Source organism: Halanaerobium saccharolyticum (assembly GCF_004362045.1).
Classification (GTDB): Bacteria; Bacillota; Halanaerobiia; order Halanaerobiales; family Halanaerobiaceae; genus Halanaerobium; species Halanaerobium saccharolyticum_C.
Window position 1 is genome coordinate 1 of the sequence record NZ_SNWX01000033.1, and the last position, 19,287, is coordinate 19,287.

Here is a 19,287-nt window from a genome sequence, read left to right on the forward strand (position 1 = left end):
TGTTCCCATCTCGAACACAAAAGTTAAGTCCTCCAGCGCCTATGGTACTGCATTGGTAACGATGTGGGAGAGTAGGTCACTGCCGGTCCTTTTTTCCAAACTTTGATGATTTTTGTAATGTTGGGGTGTAGCCAAGCGGTAAGGCACTGGGTTTTGGTCTCAGGACGCGTAGGTTCGAATCCTACCGCCCCAGCCATTAAATTATCATCATTATTTTGGGCCATTAGCTCAGTTGGCAGAGCACCTGACTTTTAATCAGGTTGTCGGAGGTTCGAATCCTCCATGGCTCACCATTAATAGCGCGGGGTAGAGCAGTCTGGTAGCTCGTCAGGCTCATAACCTGGAGGCCATCGGTTCGAATCCGGTCCCCGCAACCATTTTAAATTTAAAAATTAATATTATATATATATCAGGCAAAAATTACATGGTAAGATGCGGGAGTAGCTCAGTTGGCTAGAGCATCAGCCTTCCAAGCTGAGGGTCGCGAGTTCGAGTCTCGTTTCCCGCTCCATATATCATGGGTCTATAGCTCAGTTGGCTAGAGCATGTGGTTCATACCCACAGTGTCAGAGGTTCAAGTCCTCTTAGACCCACCATAAAACTTTTATGTTTTATTTAGAGGTTAAAGAAGAAATTTTTAGTTAGAAGTTATTCTAACTTCTAATTTCTAACTTCAAACCTCCAATCTGGAGAGGTACCCAAGTGGCTGAAGGGGCGGGTTTGCTAAACCTGTAGCAGGGTATTTACCCTGGCGAGGGTTCGAATCCCTCTCTCTCCGCCATTTAATTTATGCCCTCATCGTCTAGGGGTCTAGGACACCAGGTTTTCATCCTGGCGGCAGGGGTTCGAATCCCCTTGAGGGTACCATTTTTGCGGGCGAATAGCTCAGTTGGGAGAGCACCTGCCTTACAAGCAGGGGGTCACAGGTTCGAGCCCTGTTTCGCCCACCATTTAAATAATGAAGTATATTGTTAGATTGGAAGAGATTCCTTTCTCGACATCTTACTTCCTACATCCAAATACGGAGGTGTAGCGTAGCGGTTTAACGCGCCGGCCTGTCAAGCCGGAGATCGCGGGTTCAAATCCCGTCTCCTCCGCCATTTTTTATGCCGATGTAGCTCAGTTGGTAGCAGCGCTTCCATGGTAAGGAAGAGGTCACCGGTTCAACTCCGGTCATCGGCTCCATTAGAATAACCAGCCATGGGGATATAGCTCAGCTGGGAGAGCGCTACACTGGCAGTGTAGAGGCCAGGGGTTCGAGTCCCCTTATCTCCACCAAAGTATTTTCTTTTTGGATGGAGAAAATATAATTTAATAATTTTGAGAAGGAGAATAGGATTATAATTAAGAGATTTCCTGATTCCTACTTCTTACTTCCTACATTTTATCTGGAGGGGTGCCCGAGTGGTTAAAGGGAGCAGACTGTAAATCTGCCGGCGATGCCTACAAAGGTTCAAATCCTTTCCCCTCCACCATTAAATATGCGGGAATAGCTCAGTGGTAGAGCATCACGTTGCCAACGTGAGGGTCGCGAGTTCAAATCTCGTTTCCCGCTCCATTTTAAATTTTGCACCTTGTGGGTGCTTTTTTTATTTTTATATAAGTTTCAATATTCAAATAATTTGTTTTAACTTTATTAATTGGATCATTACTGCTATAATAATAGATAATTGTAGTAATTTAGAATTATATATAAGGAGCTAGAATTGAGTAATTCAGCCTGTGGCTGAAAATATAATTTATGAGGTGTTTAAAAATGCATGAAAAATTATTTACTCCGGGTCCAACAGAAGTAAGAACCGAACTATTGCAGCAGTTATCAACGGCACAGATTCATCATCGGACGGAAGAATTTTCAAGAATTTATGATGATATTCAGAATAATTTACAAAAATTACTTTATACGAATAATCCAGTTTTATTATTCTCATCTTCTTCTACAGGTGCCATGGAAGCAGCAGTGACTAATGGTGTTAAAAAAAGGTGCTTAAATTTTGTTAATGGTGCTTTTTCTGATCGCTGGCACACAATCACTAAAAAAAATGGGGTTCCCTGTGATAAAGTTGATATTTCCTGGGATCAGCCTGTCACTCCGGATTTAGTTGAAAAAAGACTTAAGACTGGAGATTATGATGCAATTACTGTAGTTTTAAATGAGACATCTACGGGTTTAATGAATCCAATCAAAGAAATTGGTGAAGTAGTTAAAAAGTTTGATGATGTTTTATTTTTAGTTGATGCAGTCTCGGGAATGGCTGGAACTAAAATTAAAGTAGATGAGTGGGGAATTGATATGTGCCTGGCTGGAGTTCAAAAAGCTTTTGCTTTACCTGCTGGATTAACTGTAGCTTCAGTAAGTCAAAAATTATTAAAAAGAGCAGAAGAAGTAGAAACTAAAAGCTATTATTTCAATTTACCTCTTTTACATAAATATCATCTGCGCTCACAGACCAGGACTACTCCTGCAATACCACAGATTTTTGCTTTGCAAAAACAGTTAGATGATATTGTCAAGCAAGAGGGTATAGAAAATAGATTTGCCAGACATCAGGAAATGGCTGAATTTGTTCAGAATTGGGCCTTAAAACATTTTGATATTTATGCTGAAGAAGGATACTGGTCAAATACTGTTACCTGTATTGAAAATAATAGAGGTATTGATGTTGAATATTTAATTAATCAGCTGGTAGATAAATATAATATTAGAATTGCCAATGGATATGGTGACTTAAAAAATAATGCATTTAGAATTGGACATATGGGAGATCTAACTTTAGCTGATATTAAAGGTTTGACGGCAACTATTGAGACTATTTTAGATTTATAAAAAAATAGCCATTACTTTTGCTGCTGTCTGGGAGATTGGAAGGTATGATAATTGATGAAAAGACATAGAAAACTAGTTTTTCTGGCTTTTATGATGATGGTTATGCTGGGATTTATTAATAATATGAGGGGAACTTTAATTCCTCCCATTAGAGATTTTTTTACAGTTAACTATTCTCAAATTGGAGTTATGCTGATGGCTGCTACTTTTGGTTTTATGTCAGCAACATTTTTGGGAGGAATAGCAGCCAGTCATTTTGGTTTAAAGAAAGTAATAGCTTTTGGTTTTCTGACAGCTGCCTTTAGTATTTTTGCAATGGGCTATATTAACTCATTTTTGTATCTAATAATTTTGATGGCTTTTTTAGGAATTGGATTGGGTTCAGTAGAAATTGGAGCCAATTCTTTAGGAGCAAAAATTTTTGTGGAAAAATCCGGGATGATGATGAATATGCTTCATCTTTTCTTTGGAGTTGGAGCATCTATTGGGCCCCGCTACGCCGGCTGGCTTCTATCTTTAGGTTTTGAGTGGCATCAAATATATTTAACAGCTTTAGTTTTAATTACTGCTTTATTGTTATTTCTATTTTCAACAAAATTTCCTCTGGAAATCGAAAATAATAGGAAAGATAATATTGCTGTCAAAAAAATTATTAAGCAGAAAAAAGTGTGGCTTTTTGCAGCAGTTTTAGGGTCAGCTGTGGTGGCCGAAATTGCAATTGGCAGCTGGTTGGTTAATTTTTTGCATGTAGAAAGAGCTTTCGCTACAGCTTCTGCCTCTACATATTTGTCTTTGTTTTTTATTGTCTTTACTGTTGGCAGGTTAGTTGGTGGTTATTTTACAGAACATATAGGATATATAAAGATATTAATTTATTTTGCTGCGGCCACTTTAATGTTATTTATTATTGGACTTTTGGTTAAGGCGGATTATGGTGCGTTATTCTTTTCGGCGGCAGGTTTTTTTATTTCTATCATGTTTCCAACTATTATGGCTGTGATAATGAATGAATTTAAAAGTGGTGTTAGTTCCTACATGGGATTTATAATAACTTCTGCTTCTGCCATTAATATGGTTTCAAACTGGTTAATTGGAAAAATAAATGATCTTTTTGGTGTTTTTACTGGTTTTGCCAGTATAAGTTTTTTTATTTTAATGATAATTGTTTTTCTGTATTTTTTAAGTAGAGAACTAGAATATGATTTTGCTAAATAGTTTTCAGATAAATATTCATTAAAAAAAGCAGCCAGAATTTTATGGCTGCTTTAATAAATTATTCATTTATATTTCTAAATAACTCAAATCTTTAACCTGAGTATTTAGTTCATCCAGATGTTCTTTAATTCTATTCATGATTGCTTGAGATGGTTTAGAATCAATCTGCATCATCATAATTGCAGCTCCACCAACTTCCTGGCGTCCTACCTGCATATTTGCAATATTAATGTTTTCTTCTCCTAAAGTTGAACCGATTTTACCGATAACTCCAGGTTTATCCTGATAACTGACAATAATAAATTCTCCGGAAAGATCAAGGTCAATTCGCAGTCCGTTAATTTCAATTAATCTAAAACCGATAGGTAAATAGGTCCCGGCAAGACTGTACTGTCCAGCTTCAGTTTTAAGATTTATTTTAATTATATTCTTTAATTCACCCTCATTTTGAATTTGACTTTCTTTAAGAGAAATACCTCTTTCCTGTGCAACATGCATCGCATTAACCAGATTAATACGATCATCTAATATTGGTTCTAAAATAGATTTTACTAAACTTAAAGTCATTGGTTTATGGCTAAATTGATTAACTTCGCCGCCGTATTCCACTTCTACAGCTTCGATACGTTCGTGGCCCTTCCATTTTGCCATAAAATTACCCAATTTTGTGACCAGATTAATATATGGCTTAGCCTGATTAAATTCCTGGGGATCCATTGCTGGAATATTAAGCGGAGATTCTGGTAAATTACTTTCTAATACTGAAACTACTTCTTCTGCTGCAGTAATAGAAACATTGTCCATAGCTTCTGTTGTTGTACCACCCAGGTGGCAGGTCATAATAACTCTATCTTCATATTTAAGTAATGGATTATTATTTGTTTTTACAGGTTCTTCTTCGTGAACATCAATTGCTGCACCTGCAATTTTATTTTTTTCGAGAGCTTCTGCCAGGGCTCCTGTATCTACATTCTGACCTCTTGCACAGTTAATTACACGAGCACTGCTTTTCATAATTGCAAATTCTTTATGGCTTAAAATATGATAGGTTTCATCAGTTAGAGGAGTATGTAGGGTTACATAATCTGCCTGTTCCAGTACCTCTTTAAATGGTAGTAAAGGCACATTTATTTTTTCAGCTTTTTGGGGAGATAAATAGGGATCATTGGCAATTACCTTCATGCCAAAACTTTGAGCTCTTTTGGCAACTCTGCTGCCTATGCGACCAAGCCCAATAATAGCTAAAGTTTTACCCTTAACTTCAACTCCCATATATTTTTTTCTATCCCAGATATCATTGTGTAATGCCTGATTTGCCTGAGGAATATTACGGGAAAGCGAAAGCATCATTCCCAGTGTGTGTTCAACTGCAGAAATTGTATTTCCAGTTGGGGTGTTAAAAACAAAGATACCGTGTTTAGTAGCCTCATCTAAGTCAATATTATCATAACCTGTACCTGCTCTACCTATTACCTTTAATTTTTTTGCTTTTTCTAAAGCTTCACTGTCCAGAAGTGTCATACTTCGAACAATTATTCCATCATACTCGGCAATAGTATCTAAAAATTCTTCTCGACTCTGCTCTGGTTTAAAATCAACTTCCATTCCTGCTGCTTCTAAAATGTCAATACCTTTTTGAGCAATATTGTCACTAACTAACACCTTATACACTTATTACCACTCCTTCTCTCTTCTTGCTACTAATTTTTTATAATTATATCTAATTGTGATTGATAAAGCAAGCATTTAATCCTGCTGAAGCTGATAAAATATAATAAATTATATATTTTTTATATTCAAAAAATTATAATATCCGGCTTAAGCTTGCTGTACTCCTAATAAAAATATATAATGAACAAAAGGAGTGATAAGTATGGCGCAGGTATTTCCATTTCATGGTTATAGATATAACCAGAAGCAGGTTGAGGACTTAGAGAAGGTAGTAACACAACCATATGACAAGATCGATAATGAAATGCAGAAAAAATATTATGAGCAGAGTCCTTATAATATTGTTCGTTTAATTTTAGGAAAGGAAGAGAATCGATATCAGAGTGCTGCTGAGAATTTAGAAAAATGGATTAAGGAACAGATATTAATTCAGGATCAGGAAGCAGGATTTTATCTCTATACTCAGGAATATGAAGTTGATGGAGAAAAGTTTGTGCGCAGAGGTTTTGTTGGTCTGGGTGAATTAGAAGCTGGAGAAGGTGTTAAGGCTCATGAGAATACTATGGAGGGTCCAAAAGCAGACCGTCTAAATTTAATTAGAGCCACTGAAGCAAATTTCGGTCATATTTTTATGCTCTATTCTGATCAAAAAAATGAGATTAATAGTTTACTGGCTCAGGTTATGAAAAAGGAAGCATTATTTGAGGTGAGAGATGAAGATCAAAACTTACATAAAATCTGGCAGATAAAAGATTCCGAAATTATAAAAGAAGTCCAGAAAAAGATGAAATCTAAAAACTTATATATTGCTGATGGACATCACCGCTACCAGACTGCTTTAAATTACCAGCATGAGTGTAAAGAAAAGGGCTGGGAAGCTGATGGAGTTGAAAGCTTTAATCACCGTTTGATGACTTTTGTCAATATGGATGATCCTGGTTTAAAAGTTCTGCCAACTCACAGATTAGTTTATGGAATAGAAGACTTTGAACTTAATTCATTTTTAGAAAAAGTAGGCGAGGATTTTAGGATTAAAGAGTTTAAGCAGAAAGAAGAAATGTATGACTATTTAGATCAGAATCAGGATAAAAAAGTATTTGGTTTTAAAGCAGAGGCAGCTGAAAAATATTATATTTTTGAATTTAGTAATAAAGAAGTTTTAGCTGAGGTTGAGGGAGATTTTTCTAAAGAATATAAAGAATTAGATGTCAGTATTCTTCATAATATTTTACTGGATAAATATCTGGGCATCGATAAAGAGGCACTGGCTGCTAAAAGCAATCTTGATTATATTAGATATAGAGATCAAGCTTTAGAAAAATTAAAAACTGGCAAATATCAGGCAGCTTTTATTTTAAATCCGACTTCGGTTAAGGAAGTAAAAGAAATTGCCGATCAGGGCGAAAAAATGCCGCAAAAATCTACAGATTTTTATCCAAAGCTTTTAACCGGCCTGGTTATTAATAAGCTTTCTATCAAAAAATAACAGCTTAGATAATTTTATTGAATGGTTAAGGGCACTGGAGACTGATAATTATGGGAGAAAATAAAAAAAATATATTTATTTATCTGGCGGCAGTATCATTTTCAATTTTACTCATCTTTCTGGCATTGTTTATCGGTTCGAGTCAGATTAATCCAGCTGATATTACAGCCTATCTCCTGAATAGGAGTGCTGTTTCGGCTTCAACAGCAATAATCATTGGCGAAATTCGACTGCCGAGAATTATTTTGGCTTTTATGGTTGGAGCCGGGCTGGCTGTAGCGGGTTCAGTTTTTCAGGCTATTATCCGAAATCCTATGGTTGACCCTTATATCATTGGTATCTCGGCCGGTGCCGGTACTGGAGTAATGCTGGCTCTATTTTTAGGTATAGAAATAGCCATTTTTAATTTCAGTTCACTACCGGCTTTTGCTTTTCTGGGAGCTGTAGCGACTGTTTTTACCGTTTATCAGCTGGCCCGAGTTGGGAATAAGTTGCCAGTTTTAACTTTTCTGCTGGCTGGAGTTGCAATGAGTTTTATTTTAAATTCACTGATGTCATTTTTAATGGTGCTGAGAACGGAAAATTTGCAGCAGCTTGTTTACTGGCTGATGGGAAGTCTGGCCGGTGCTGACTGGGATGATGTGAGGATGATAACACCTTATTTCTTAACCGCTCTGGCAGTTATAGTATTTTACTTAAAAGACTTAAATATTTTGCTGCTGGGAGAAGAAAGTGCTGCTCACCTCGGTTTAAATGTAGAAAGAACTAAAATTATTTTATTGGGAGCTGCTTCCCTAATGACTGCTGCTGTAGTTTCTGTCAGTGGAAGTATTGGTTTTATTGGTCTGGTTGTGCCCCATATTGCCCGGCTGATTATTGGGCCGGATCACAGGCGACTTATACCCCTGGCGGCTCTATTTGGAGCCTCCTTTCTGCTGATTGCTGATACTGCAGCCAGGACTATTATGGCACCGATGGAACTGCCGGTAGGGATCATAACCGCTCTGGCAGGAGGTCCGTATTTTATTTACTTACTGCGCAATAAATCTAAAAATATTTGGTGAAAATTATGTTAAAAACAGATAAAATTAAATTCAGCTATGGCCAGCAAAAAGTTCTGAAGGGAATTGATCTCGAAATTAAGACTGGTTCGTTTATTGGAATTATTGGACCCAATGCTTCCGGAAAGTCGACTCTTTTAAAAAACATGAGTAAAAGTTTAAAATCAGATAGTGGTGCAGTATATCTTGACCATAAGCTCTTAAATGACTACAATCATTTAGAACTGGCAAAAAAGATGGCTGTTGTACCCCAGAATACGGAAGTAAACTTTAATTTTAATGTCTATGATATTATAATGATGGGTAGACATCCCTATCAAAAAAGATGGTCCGGAGTCAGTCAGGAAGATAAAGAAATTGCAAAAGAGGTAATGGAAGTTACAGATACTTTAAAATTGAAAAGAAAATTGATAAAAGAGCTGTCCGGAGGAGAAAAACAGCGGGTCATAATAGCCAGAGCCCTGGCTCAAAGGCCGGATATTTTACTCCTGGATGAACCAACTTCCAGTCTGGATATTAATTATCAGGGTGAAATCTATGATCTTTTAAATTATTTAAATCAGAAATTTAACTTAACTATTATCACGGTCTCACATGACCTCAATTTAACGGCTCAGTATTGTGAGGAATTACTACTGCTTAAAGATGGCAGGATATTTGCTGCTGGAACGGCAGCAGAAGTATTGACCGAACAAAATATAAAGGCAGTCTATAATGCGGAAGTTTTGATTAAAAGAAATCCGCTTTCTGAGAAACCATTTGTAACATTAATACCTGAGGTAAACAGGATTAAAAAGAGCAGACAAAAAGATTTTAAAATCCATATTATTGCTGGTGGTGGAACAGCCAAAAACTGGCTCTATAAGCTGGAAAATTTGGGCTATCAGCTGAGTATTGGGGTTTTAAATATTGGAGATGCGGACTGGCAGGCTGCAAAGGAACTTGGAATTGAAATAGTGGAAGCACCTCCATTTATTGATATTTCGGAAGCAGAAATTAAAAAAAACAAAAAACTTATTGAAAGAGCAGATTTAATAATATTAAGTGATCTCCCTTTTGGCCATGGAAATCTTGCAAATTTAAAAGTATTACTTGATTATCCAGAGAAGGCAAAAATTTTATTTTCAAATTTTGATATAAAAAAAAGAGATTATATTAAAGGAAAAGCAGAAAAGATCTGGAATAAATTATTAGAGGAAGCTGAAAATATATATTTATTGGAAGAAAAAGCTAACTTGATTTCAAAAATAAAAAAATTGGAAAATTAGAGATGGAGAGGTAATTATGATAAAAGCTGCAGATTTAGAAAATGAGTTTTTTATAGTTTTAATTCCTGGAAAAGAATTGGTAGAAACTGCTTCCCAGGTTCAAAAAATAGTTTCGGAGCACTATAATCTTTATCCAGATCAGATATATCCGCAGCTTCATATTACAATTGATAGAATAGAAAAAAAGAAGGCTGAGCGTGCCAGAGAAATTCTGGCAGAAAAAGTAAAAGAATTTGGTAAAATTGAGATTGAGGTTGATCGTTTTAGCTGCATTAAATTTTCTGATCAGCATCAGCTGGTGCTTGAGGTCAATGAAACAGAATCTCTACAGAAATTTTCTGAGGCTGTTCATCAGAGTCTGGCAGCTGAAGGAATCTCAACAATAGAAAATCATGAGGAGTGGATGTTTCATATTACAATTATCAGTAATATTTTTGCTGAAAACCCGATACCTGTGGATGAACTAACAGAAATCTGTTTATTTATGGAAGGAATGTCCCGCCCTTTATCTGCAGCAGCAGAAAAGATGGAAATTTGGAGGCCAACTCTTGATCCGGGAGAAAAGGTGATTGCTAGTTTTATTTTGAATTAGAATTTAATTTTCATTAAATTGGAGATAGAAAAATGTAATTGGGAGTGATTATTATGGCAAAAGAAATTAAAGGTTTTATTTTTGATCTTGATGGTGTAATAACAGATACTGCAGAATATCACTATAAAAGCTGGCAGAAACTGGCTGATGAGGAGGATCTGGATTTCGATCGCGAAGTAAATGAACAGCTGCGTGGAGTTTCCCGAATGGAGTCCATGGATATTATTTTAGATGGTAAGGATGTCCCGGATGAGCAAAAAAAAGAGTGGACAGATCGAAAAAATAAATACTATCAGGTCTATTTAGAAGAAATAAGCAAATCTGATATCCTGGATGATATGGAAGCAAAATTAAATAAATTAAAAGCAGAGGGCTATAAGCTTGCTGTTGGATCTTCCAGCAGAAATGCCAGAAAAGTTTTAAAAAACTTGCAAATTACAGATATTTTTGATACGATTGCAGATGGAAATAGTGTAAAACATGCTAAACCTGCTCCCGATTTATTTCTGCATGCAGCTAAGAACCTTGAGCTGGAGCCAGAGGAATGTGTAGTGTTAGAGGATGCGGAGTCCGGTGTGGAAGCTGCTCTGGCTGCTAATATGAAGGCTGTAGGAGTTGGGCCGGAAGGAAGAGTTGGTAAAGCACATCTGGTTTATGCAGATGTTGACTCTATTGATTTTGATGAGATTATAAAAAAATTATAAAAAATTTAAATAAAAAGAAGGAATTTAAGAGTCTGTGACGAATAATAGTAATAAGAGTTAATTATTACAGACTCTTTTTTTCTTCAAAGTTTCGCAAGCGCTTGCGTAAATTCCGCATTTGCTTGAATTGGAGGCGAAAAGATGCAGATAACCCTTAAAGATATTGCTCGTATGGCTGATGTAGCAGAGTCCACTGTTTCCCGGGCTTTAAATGATAAGCCTGGAGTAGGTAGGGAGACAAAATTAAAGATTTTGAAAATTGCAAAGGAAAATAATTATCGCCCAAATCAACTTGCAAGAGGACTGGCAGCCAAAAAAACTAATATGCTTGCAGTGATTATGGCAGAAATGGACAGTCCGGGTAATATCGAAATTGTAAAAAGTATTGAAAAAGCTGCTGAAAAACAGGGTTATCAAATAATACTCTGCAATACTAATAATCAGGAAGAAAAAGAAAAGTCCTATCTTTCTCTTTTAGAATCAAATCAGGTTGATGGAGCAATTTTCATTGGTGGTAAATTAGTGGGCAGTCATCTTTTGAGAGCAAGTTTTAGTCAGGAAAATGCGATTGTGCTGGTTAACCGCCTGGCAGAGGAAAATTTTTTCACCTCAGTTTTAACCGATTACAGTCAGGGTATTTATAGGGCTGTAGAACATCTTGGGAAACAGGGTTTCAAAAAAATAGCTCTTGTCTGTGGAGATAAAGATGATTTGATTGAAGAAGAAAAAATCAGCGGTTATAAAAAGGCATTGAGTGATGCAGGACTGGAACTTAATGATGATTTAATTTTTTCTACTGCAGCTGACAGACAGGCTGGCTATGATGTTTTTCTGGAAATCATTGAAGGAGATGTAATACCAGATGCCTTTATTTCTACCAGAGAGCTGACCACAATTGGACTGGTTGAGGCTATTAAAATGGGAGGATATTTTATTCCTGATGACTTTGCAGTAGTAGGTTATGGTGATAATAACTTAACCTCAGTTATTGATCCACCGCTGACAGTTTTAAGTGAGCCGGTGGAGAAGCTGGGTCAATATTCTTTAGAGTTTTTATTAAAATTGATTAAGGAAGAAATGGATAGTCAACAAATTAAGGTTTTAACTCCCGAATTAATTATCAGGGAGTCATCAATATCAAAATACAACTAAAATTAAGAGGAGGCTTTTTTAATGGCAAGTGTAACTTTAGAACATATTTATAAGCGTTTTGGTGATTTAGTGGCGGTAAAGGATCAGAGTTTAGAGATTAGAGATAAGGAATTTATTGTTCTGGTAGGACCTTCTGGTTGTGGTAAATCAACAACTTTAAGAATGATTGCCGGTCTGGAAGAAATTAGTGAGGGTACTTTAAAAATTGGAGAGAATGTAGTTAATGATGTAGCGCCTAAAGATAGAGATATTGCGATGGTTTTCCAGAACTATGCTCTATATCCCCATATGAATGTATATGATAATATGGCATTTGGACTTAAATTACGTAAGTTCCCTAAAGATGAAATCGAAAGAAGAGTTCAGGAAGCTGCAGATATCTTAGGTATTGAGCAGTTATTGGAAAGAAAGCCTAAACAATTATCCGGTGGTCAGAGACAGCGTGTTGCTTTGGGTCGTGCAATTGTACGTGAACCTCAGGTATTCTTAATGGATGAGCCACTCTCTAACCTTGATGCTAAATTAAGAGTTCAGATGAGAACTGAGTTATCTAAACTGCATGATGAATTACAGACAACCATGATTTATGTAACACATGATCAGACTGAAGCGATGACCATGGGAGATAGAATTGTGGTGCTTAAAGATGGTGTTATCCAGCAGGTAGATGATCCATTATCTCTATATAATAAGCCTAACAATATGTTTGTTGCTGGTTTTATTGGTTCTCCAGCTATGAACTTTATGGATGCCAAGATTGAAAAAGATGGAGGTACTTATTATATTGAAGGTGGTGGAACCTTTAGAATTCGAGTTCCTGAAGACAAAGAGGATTATATTAAAGATTATGAGGACAAAGATGTAGTCTTTGGTGTCAGACCCGAAGATATTGTAGATACCAATATTACTCATGATTTTGAAGTTAAAGAAGATAACTCTTTTAAAGCTGATGTAGATGTTGTAGAACCAATGGGTTCTGAGATCTATCTCTACTTAGCAGAAGAAGGACATTCTTTAATTGCTCGAGTTGAGGCTGAAAGTACTGCTCAAGTTGGAGATACAATTTCACTTGGTGTTGACCTCAGAAAAATCCATATCTTTGATGCAGAAACAGAAGAGTGTGTATTTTAATTAAAGGTTGAATATTAATTGAGATTTAATATTTTAAATTAAATAGAAATCAACAAGCAGTCGAGGTGAAATTCGGCTGCTTTTTTGATTAATTGCTAGATTTAAAGTATAATTACAATTGTAGTCACTATTATTTGATGAGGAGGAATTAAGAATGCCTCGACAGAGAAAGGATTTTCTATTAAATCCGGTGGTAATCACAATTGTAGTAGTTATTGCAGTTGTTGCTGCTTTTAATTTTTATCAAAATATGACCAGGATGAATCAGCTGGAAAATCAAATTGAAAAAGTCAAAAATAAAATTGCTCAGGCTGAAGCAGAAAACGAAAAATTAAAAACACAGTTAGAAAATAGTCATAGTAATGAATATATAGAAGAGGTTGCCAGAGAAAAATTGGGGCTGGTAAAACCGGGAGAAAAAATGTTTATTCCAGTTGCGAAAGAGAAAAAATCAAATTCTGATAAGTCAGAGTAGAGGATACAGCTGAAATTACGTCAGTTAAAATATAAATAATTTAACTTTAAGCAAAGGAGTTTTTTGATGTCAGAATATATTAAATCAGATTTATTTAATTTAGCAGCATCAGAATTAAATTTAAAAAAGAATAACATTAAGGCCGCGGTGGAACTTTTAGACTCAGGCAATACAGTACCTTTTATTGCCCGTTATCGAAAAGAAATGACCGGCAGTCTGGATGAAGAAGAAATAAGGAATATTGAAGAAAAAGTTGATTATTTACGCAGACTAAATGAGCGTAAAAACGAAGTAGCTGCAGCAGCCGATAAACAGGATAAATTAAATGAAGAAGTCCTGATAAAGCTTAAAAAGGCAGATACTTTACAGGAAGTTGAAGATTTATATCGCCCCTTTAAGGTTAAAAAGCAGACAAAAGCTGCTAAGGCAGTTGAAAAGGGTTTAAAACCTTTAGCAGATTTGATTTTAGCTCAGCAAAAATCTGAGGCTGAAATTAACGAGCTGGCCCGGGATTATCTTGATCCCGAAAAAAAACTGCAGAGTATAGATGATGTTTTAAGTGGAGCTGAAGATATTATTGCAGGTGATATCTCTGATGATCCTGATCTGCGTAAAAAGCTAAGAGATTATGTTTTTAAAGCTGCTAAAATTATTTCTGAACAAAAAAATGAAGATGAAGAAGGTAAATATCAGGATTATTATGAATTTAAGGAGTCAATTAATAAAATTCCACCCCACAGGATTTTGGCTTTAAATAGGGGAGAAAACGAAGAAGTTCTCCGTGTTAAAGCAGAAGTTGATGATCAGCGTGCAGTAGAAATGATTTATAATTTTTATGATTTTGATAACAGAAAAAGCGGTAGTTTTGGGCATCTTGTTAATGCTGTAGATTATGCTTATAAACGGCTGATTTTCCCCTCCCTGGAGAGGGAAGTACGCAATCATTTAACTGAAAAAGCAGAGGCTAAAGCAGTTAATAATTTTTCAACAAATTTAAGATCTTTACTGATGCAGCCACCTTTAGAAGACAAAAGAGTACTTGCTGTTGATCCGGCTTTTAGAACAGGTTGTAAACTGGCAGCCCTGGCTGAAGATGGTGAACTTCTGGAGACAGAAGCTATTTATCCTCATCCACCGGTGAATAAGCAGCAGGAAGCTGCCTCAACTCTTGCCAAACTAGTTCAAAATCATAATATTGACTTAATTGTAATCGGTAATGGTACTGCAAGTAGAGAAACAGAAAGTTTTGTTGCAGAATTGATAAAAGCTGGAATGGATGTAGAATATACTATTGTTAGTGAGGCTGGAGCTTCTGTTTATTCAGCTTCTAAGTTGGCACGCAAGGAATTTCCGGATTTAGATGTTTCGATCAGGGGAGCAATTTCTATTGGGCGTAGAATTCAGGATCCACTTGCTGAACTGGTAAAAATAGATCCTAAATCTCTTGGAGTCGGAATGTATCAGCATGATATCTCCCAAAAACGCCTGGAAAAAGCTTTAAATGAAGTTGTTGTCGATGCAGTTAACCATGTTGGGGTAGAGATCAATACAGCTTCTGCTGCACTTTTAACCTATGTGGCGGGAATAAGTTCTAATAATGCGGGAAAAATTATTAAACACCGAAGTGAGAATGGAAAATTTAAAAAGAGAGAAGAACTGCTTGCTGTTTATGGTTTTGGGCCAAAAACTTATGAGCAGGCTGCAGGATTTATTCGTCTGGATTCCAGGCAGGATCCCTTTGCCGTGACTCCAATTCATCCGGAGTCTTATCAGGCAGCAGAAAAGATATTAGAAAATATTGATTATCTGGCTGCAGATATCAGAGATAAAGCAAAGCTAGACCAGATTAGAGAAAAGTTAAATGAGATTGATTTAGTAAAAACAGCTGCAGATTTAGAAATTGGTTTACCAACTGCTAAAGATATAGTTGCTTCTCTAAAGCAGCCGGGGAGAGATCCGCGTGATTCGATGCCGGCTCCAATTTTTAGAAAAGATATATTAAAGATAGAAGACATTGAACCAGGAATGGTTTTTATGGGTAAGGTACGGAATATAGTAGATTTTGGTGCTTTTGTTGATATTGGTTTAAAACAGGATGGGCTGCTTCATATTTCCGAGATGAGTCAGATGTATGTCAGTGACCCATTTCAAATTGTCGAAATTGGTCAGAATATAGAGGTAAAAGTACTGGATGTTGACCAAAAGCGCGGTAGAATTTCTTTAACCTTAAAATTTTAGAAAATTTTTGCTGATAAATTTGACAGCTCTGCTCTAATTGAGTTATAATAGTAACAATATTAGTATCTAGGGAGGAATTTTTTAAGCATGTCCATTGAAGTTGGAAGTATAGTTGTAGGAGAAGTTACAGGGATAACAAATTTTGGTGCTTTTGTTGAATTGGAAAGTGGAGAGACTGGCCTGGTTCATATTTCTGAGGTTGCTAACACTTATGTAAAAGATATTAGTAATTTCCTTAAAGAAGGAGACGAAGTTAAGGTTAAAGTTATTAATGTCGATGATGACGGAAAAATTGGTCTTTCCATCAAACAATTAGAGGATCCAGATGACCGCATTGATCATGCTCCAGAGATGTCCTTTGAAGAAAAAATGGACCGTTTCTTGAAGCAGAGCAGTGAACGTCAGCAAGATCTAAAAAGCAGAGATGCAAAAAATGGAGGAAGTTCCAATTAAATAATTCACCATTTTTTTATTGACTTTTTAAACATCCTTTAATTCGTTTAAGGGGTGTTTTCTCTTTTTTTATATAGAAATTTATAATCAATAATTTATAGGAGTAGTAATTATGAATGATCGTAAAATTGTGGAGCTGCAGTTAGATAGAAAAATAAAAAATTTTATGGAAACTGAAGTCTACTGCCCATTTGGATATCCGGCAGTTATTAAGGTTAATCCATTTATTAATAATATTCCGGCTCCAACTATTTACTGGCTCAGCTGCCCTTATTTAAACTATGAGGTTGATCGACTGGAGGCAGAAAGCGATTTGATTTCTGAACTTGGTGAGAGATTAAAATCTGATCAGGAATTTAAAAAAATGATGGAAGCAGCACATCAAAAATATGCTGCCAGCAGAAAAAACATATTATCATCTGAACAGCTGCAGCAGGCTAAAAATATTTCTGAGGATTTATATATAACTTTAATTGAATCAGGAGTTGGAGGGATTAGAGATAAAGAAGGAATTAAATGTTTACATACCCATCTTGCTGATTTTTTAGTAGAACAGTCGAATCCAGTTGGGAAAATTGTGTTTAAAAAAATTGACTGGCCGGAAAGCTGTAAGATTTGTAAAGAAAGGGTTGATCAATTTGAAAGCAGCTGCAATTGATATTGGCACTAATTCCTGCCGTCTTTTAATTGGGGAAAAAATTTTTGAGCAGTCTTTTGATATTTTAGCCAGAAGATTGGAAATTACCAGATTGGGTGAAGGTGTAGACCAGAACCGGAAGTTAAAAGAGACTGCTGTTGACCGTGTTGTTCAAGCTTTAAAAAAATATAAGGCCATTATAGAAGAATATCAGGTCAAAAAAACTCGAGTTATTGGAACAAGTGCTCTCAGAGATGTTGATAATTCTGATTTGTTGAATTCTAAACTCAAAGAACTGGGTTTTGAGCTTGAAATAATAAGTGGTAAAAAAGAAGCAGAGTTAAATTATTTAGGTGCAGTCTCTAATTTAGATGCAGATTTTTTATTGATTGATATCGGTGGAGGGAGTACCGAATTTATCTGGCCGGAACATGATCAGATTAAATTTGAAAGTCTTGATCTTGGTTGTGTTAGAATGACAGAAAAATTTGTCGCCAGTCCTGAAGCTGAATTGGAAGTTGAAACACGAAATAAAATCAGTAAATATGTTGAAGAGATATTAGCAGCTAAGTTAAATTTAAAGCAGGAGTTTAAAGTTAAAGGTGTTGGTGGTACTATAACAACCCTGGCAGCAGTCAAACTTGCTCTGGAAGATTATGACAGCAGTAAAATAGAAAATCTGAAAATAGAAAAATTGGAACTGGAAAAAATCATCAGTGATTTAAGTGAAGTTAATTTAGAACAGCGGCAAAAAGTACAGGGGCTACAGCCTAAAAGAGCAGATATTATAATTGCTGGTTTAATTATTTTAAAAATCATTTTAGATTATATAGGCAGTAAAGAACTGTATGTAAGTGATCATGATCTACTCTATGGGCTTTTAAAAGAGGAGTTGGCTGTTCAAGATAATTAAGGTGCAGGTTTATATCTGTGGATCTAGAAATATTAGAACAGAGCTATTTTATGGAGGCTTTGCTAATGAAAGTTGAATTTAGAAATTTTATAATTAAGAACAAACTGCTTGCTGACTGTCAAAAATTATTGCTGGCAGTATCGGGAGGGCCTGACTCACTGGCAATGCTCGATCTTTTTTATAAATTAAGGCAGGAATTGAATCTGAAAATAGCTGCTGCCCATGTGGATCATATGTTTAGAGCAGCTTCTAAATCAGAAGCAGAGTTTGTAGAAAACTTTACTAAAAATAGAAATATTGATTTTTTTTCAAAGCAGGTTAATTTACCGGCGATAATCAGGGAAAATGATTTATCTGCTGAAGCAGCTGCTCGCGAAGAAAGATTTAATTTTTTTAAAGAAATAATGTTAACTAATAATTTCGATTTATTGGCACTTGCCCATCATAGAGATGACCAGGCGGAGACCGTTTTGCTGAATTTATTTAGAGGGGCTGGTCTTCAGGGCTTAAGTGGGATCCAGGCTGCAGCAGAATTTAAGGGGATTAAAGTTATTCACCCTATGTTAAATTTCAGCAAAAGAGAAATCTTAAACTACTGTGCTGAAAATAATTTAGAGCCCCGTTTTGACAGCAGTAATCAGAAAAACATTTACAGCAGAAATATAATTCGAAATGAAATTTTTCCAATTGTGGAAGCTAAAATAAATGATAATGTCAGAGATGTAATTGCCCGCAGTAGTAAACTGCTGGCTGCAGAAAACGAATTTCTACAGCAGTTAGCCTTAAAGAAATATAAAAAAATAGTAAAGCAGGAAAGTTATGACCAGATAATTATTGATCTTAATCAGTTTAAAAACATTGATCAGGTTCTACAGCGTAGAATATACAGGTTAATTTATGATCGTTTAAATGACAATCTGGATGATTTATATCTTGATCATATTTTCGAAATAGAAAAATTGATTAGTGATACAAAAACCGGACGGGGAGTAGATATTGCTTCCGGAATCAGAGTTGAGATAAGTTATTCCAATTTAGTCTTTCTCAAAAAAGACGAATTGACTGCAGGATTAATAAATAAGATTAAAATTGAACTGGGAAAAGAAATTAAAGTTGACAAAGATCGCAGTTTAAAAACGGAAATTGTTGATAGGGCTGATTTTTCTTTTTCTGATAATCCTCAACAGGCTGCATTTGATTATGATAAACTTCAATTACCATTATTTATCAGAAACAGAAAAGATGGAGATAAGTTCAGACCCCTGGGTATGAAAGGGAATAAAAAGGTTAAGGATATTTTAATCGATAAAAAAATCCCTAAATATGAACGCAGTCAGCTGCTGCTTGCTGTTGATGCAGAGGATAATATTGTCTGGCTTGCTCCCTATAAGATTTCTGATGACTATAAGATTACTCAAGAAACAGATAAGATTTTAATTTTAGAATTAAAATATAATTAGGAGG

The 19,287-nt window shown here is 35.7% G+C and carries 16 protein-coding genes, 13 tRNA genes and 1 rRNA gene; 29 read left to right on the plus strand and 1 reads right to left on the minus strand.

Features of this window, described 5'->3' with window-relative positions; translation table 11 throughout:
- The 16 genes from rrf to DFR79_RS14135 all read left to right on the plus strand — a co-directional run.
- A 5S ribosomal RNA gene (gene rrf / locus DFR79_RS14060) occupies window positions 1-88 on the plus strand; the annotation flags it as partial.
- 33 nt (window positions 89-121) lie between these two features.
- Window positions 122-196: transfer RNA gene (locus tag DFR79_RS14065), tRNA-Gln, on the plus strand.
- A 21-nt stretch (window positions 197-217) separates the two neighbouring features.
- A tRNA-Lys gene (locus DFR79_RS14070) sits at window positions 218-293 on the plus strand.
- A gap of 7 nt (window positions 294-300) precedes the next feature.
- Window positions 301-377, plus strand: a tRNA-Met gene (locus DFR79_RS14075).
- Window positions 378-434: 57 nt separating this feature from the next.
- Window positions 435-511 (plus strand) — tRNA-Gly (locus DFR79_RS14080).
- Between the two features lie 8 nt (window positions 512-519).
- Window positions 520-596, plus strand: a tRNA-Met gene (locus tag DFR79_RS14085).
- A 92-nt stretch (window positions 597-688) separates the two neighbouring features.
- A tRNA-Ser gene (locus DFR79_RS14090) sits at window positions 689-781 on the plus strand.
- Window positions 782-791: 10 nt separating this feature from the next.
- Window positions 792-867, plus strand: a tRNA-Glu gene (locus DFR79_RS14095).
- 7 nt (window positions 868-874) lie between these two features.
- A tRNA-Val gene (locus DFR79_RS14100) sits at window positions 875-950 on the plus strand.
- Window positions 951-1,023: 73 nt separating this feature from the next.
- Window positions 1,024-1,100, plus strand: a tRNA-Asp gene (locus tag DFR79_RS14105).
- Window positions 1,101-1,108: 8 nt separating this feature from the next.
- Window positions 1,109-1,185: transfer RNA gene (locus tag DFR79_RS14110), tRNA-Thr, on the plus strand.
- A 17-nt stretch (window positions 1,186-1,202) separates the two neighbouring features.
- Window positions 1,203-1,278 (plus strand) — tRNA-Ala (locus DFR79_RS14115).
- Between the two features lie 112 nt (window positions 1,279-1,390).
- Window positions 1,391-1,475: transfer RNA gene (locus DFR79_RS14120), tRNA-Tyr, on the plus strand.
- An 8-nt stretch (window positions 1,476-1,483) separates the two neighbouring features.
- Window positions 1,484-1,558: transfer RNA gene (locus DFR79_RS14125), tRNA-Gly, on the plus strand.
- 198 nt (window positions 1,559-1,756) lie between these two features.
- Complete coding sequence (locus tag DFR79_RS14130; protein WP_133516112.1) at window positions 1,757-2,827, plus strand: pyridoxal-phosphate-dependent aminotransferase family protein; 1,071 nt, start codon at window positions 1,757-1,759, stop codon at window positions 2,825-2,827.
- A gap of 54 nt (window positions 2,828-2,881) precedes the next feature.
- A complete protein-coding gene (locus DFR79_RS14135; protein WP_243727809.1) occupies window positions 2,882-4,042 on the plus strand; it encodes an MFS transporter in 1,161 nt (386 codons plus the stop codon).
- A 66-nt stretch (window positions 4,043-4,108) separates the two neighbouring features.
- Here the strand turns inward: DFR79_RS14135 and serA are convergent, their stop codons facing one another.
- Window positions 4,109-5,713, minus strand: coding sequence for a phosphoglycerate dehydrogenase (gene serA, locus DFR79_RS14140; protein WP_133516114.1), 1,605 nt, complete (start codon window positions 5,711-5,713; stop codon window positions 4,109-4,111).
- Window positions 5,714-5,915: 202 nt separating this feature from the next.
- Between serA and DFR79_RS14145 the strand changes: the two genes are divergently transcribed.
- From DFR79_RS14145 to tilS, 13 genes are all read left to right on the plus strand, one after another.
- Window positions 5,916-7,199 (plus strand): DUF1015 domain-containing protein, encoded by a 1,284-nt coding sequence (locus DFR79_RS14145; protein ID WP_133516115.1) that lies wholly within the window; start codon window positions 5,916-5,918, stop codon window positions 7,197-7,199.
- Between the two features lie 50 nt (window positions 7,200-7,249).
- Window positions 7,250-8,263, plus strand: a complete 1,014-nt coding sequence (locus tag DFR79_RS14150; protein ID WP_133516116.1) for a FecCD family ABC transporter permease — start codon at window positions 7,250-7,252, stop codon at window positions 8,261-8,263.
- 5 nt (window positions 8,264-8,268) lie between these two features.
- A complete protein-coding gene (locus tag DFR79_RS14155; RefSeq protein WP_133516117.1) occupies window positions 8,269-9,528 on the plus strand; it encodes an ABC transporter ATP-binding protein in 1,260 nt (419 codons plus the stop codon).
- Between the two features lie 16 nt (window positions 9,529-9,544).
- The gene (locus tag DFR79_RS14160) at window positions 9,545-10,120 is read left to right on the plus strand and encodes a 2'-5' RNA ligase family protein (protein WP_133516118.1); all 576 of its coding nucleotides are present in this window, start codon (window positions 9,545-9,547) and stop codon (window positions 10,118-10,120) included.
- Window positions 10,121-10,173: 53 nt separating this feature from the next.
- Window positions 10,174-10,824, plus strand: a complete 651-nt coding sequence (pgmB, locus tag DFR79_RS14165) for a beta-phosphoglucomutase (RefSeq protein ID WP_133516119.1) — start codon at window positions 10,174-10,176, stop codon at window positions 10,822-10,824.
- Between the two features lie 141 nt (window positions 10,825-10,965).
- Complete coding sequence (locus tag DFR79_RS14170) at window positions 10,966-11,976, plus strand: LacI family DNA-binding transcriptional regulator (protein ID WP_133516120.1); 1,011 nt, start codon at window positions 10,966-10,968, stop codon at window positions 11,974-11,976.
- 21 nt (window positions 11,977-11,997) lie between these two features.
- On the plus strand, window positions 11,998-13,107 hold the full coding sequence (locus DFR79_RS14175) for an ABC transporter ATP-binding protein (RefSeq protein WP_133516121.1): 1,110 nt from the start codon (window positions 11,998-12,000) through the stop codon (window positions 13,105-13,107).
- 154 nt (window positions 13,108-13,261) lie between these two features.
- Window positions 13,262-13,582 carry an FtsB family cell division protein gene (locus DFR79_RS14180; protein WP_133516122.1) on the plus strand — a complete coding sequence of 107 codons (321 nt, stop codon included), beginning with the start codon at window positions 13,262-13,264 and terminating at the stop codon, window positions 13,580-13,582.
- 66 nt (window positions 13,583-13,648) lie between these two features.
- Window positions 13,649-15,820, plus strand: a complete 2,172-nt coding sequence (locus DFR79_RS14185; RefSeq protein WP_133516123.1) for a Tex family protein — start codon at window positions 13,649-13,651, stop codon at window positions 15,818-15,820.
- Between the two features lie 87 nt (window positions 15,821-15,907).
- The gene (locus tag DFR79_RS14190) at window positions 15,908-16,273 is read left to right on the plus strand and encodes a S1 RNA-binding domain-containing protein (protein ID WP_133516124.1); all 366 of its coding nucleotides are present in this window, start codon (window positions 15,908-15,910) and stop codon (window positions 16,271-16,273) included.
- Window positions 16,274-16,385: 112 nt separating this feature from the next.
- Window positions 16,386-16,931 carry a DUF501 domain-containing protein gene (locus DFR79_RS14195; RefSeq protein ID WP_133516125.1) on the plus strand — a complete coding sequence of 182 codons (546 nt, stop codon included), beginning with the start codon at window positions 16,386-16,388 and terminating at the stop codon, window positions 16,929-16,931.
- Window positions 16,912-17,823, plus strand: coding sequence for a Ppx/GppA phosphatase family protein (locus tag DFR79_RS14200; protein WP_133516126.1), 912 nt, complete (start codon window positions 16,912-16,914; stop codon window positions 17,821-17,823). Before DFR79_RS14195 ends, DFR79_RS14200 begins: the two co-directional genes overlap by 20 nt.
- 65 nt (window positions 17,824-17,888) lie before the next feature.
- Entirely contained in the window at window positions 17,889-19,283 is a 1,395-nt protein-coding gene (gene tilS, locus DFR79_RS14205; protein WP_133516127.1) for a tRNA lysidine(34) synthetase TilS, read from the plus strand.
- The last annotated feature ends 4 nt before the right edge of the window (window positions 19,284-19,287 follow it).